Source organism: Vibrio sp. 1641 (assembly GCF_033339995.1).
Taxonomy (GTDB): domain Bacteria; phylum Pseudomonadota; class Gammaproteobacteria; order Enterobacterales; family Vibrionaceae; genus Vibrio; species Vibrio alginolyticus.
On the sequence record NZ_JAWOVP010000142.1, the window covers coordinates 1 to 746 of the forward strand.

1 protein-coding gene is annotated in these 746 nt (G+C 48.0%); it reads right to left on the bottom strand.

The genetic code is table 11. The annotated features are described in order from the left end of the window. The coding region (locus R7Z47_RS24690) for a transglycosylase domain-containing protein (RefSeq protein ID WP_318130744.1) at positions 1–746 on the bottom strand (746 nt) is incomplete at both ends.

The window sequence follows — 746 nt, forward strand, 5'->3', positions numbered from 1 at the left end:
CATCTTCATCGGTGGTCGTTAGCTCGCGAACCCAAATTTGTTCACCTGCAGCTAAAACCTCTTGTGCAGATTTTGGTGTTGAACCTTGACGGTTATCGGTGAGGAATTTGCGTGCCCAGTTCATGCCAGTCCAAGGGATGGTTTGTGCATCGTTATTTTTCACAACAACTTGCGCCGTTTTGCCTTCCACTTTTGTCACGACAGCAGGGTAAAGATCGCCGTAAGTTGGCTGGCCTTTTAGATGCTTCTCAATTTGTTCTGCATCCCAAGCGGCTTCCCCTTCTTTCCACAACACTTTTTCTGCGCCGCGGTAGCCATGACGCTCGTCATAAGCCATTAGGTTGTTTACCGCAGCCTTATTGGCAGCGTCTTGCAGTTTAGAGTCAACCGTCATGTAGATATTCAAACCCGACGTATAGGCTTTCTCTTCACCGTACTCTTTTACTGCCCATGCACGTGCAAGTTCGGCAACGTAAGGCGCAGACACTTCAATTTCTGCACTGTGGTAACGAGCGATGATTGGTTCGTTACGTGCTTCATCGAATTGTTCTTGCGTAATGTACTTTTCATCGAGCATACGCATTAGCACAACGTTACGACGTTTTGTTGCACGTTCTAGCGAGTATATTGGGTTCATGGTTGAAGGGGCTTTGGGCATCCCCGCCAGTGTCGCAATTTCGCTAAGCGAGAGCTCATTTAGGCTCTTACCAAAATACACCTGAGCTGCTGCACCAAAACCGTATGAG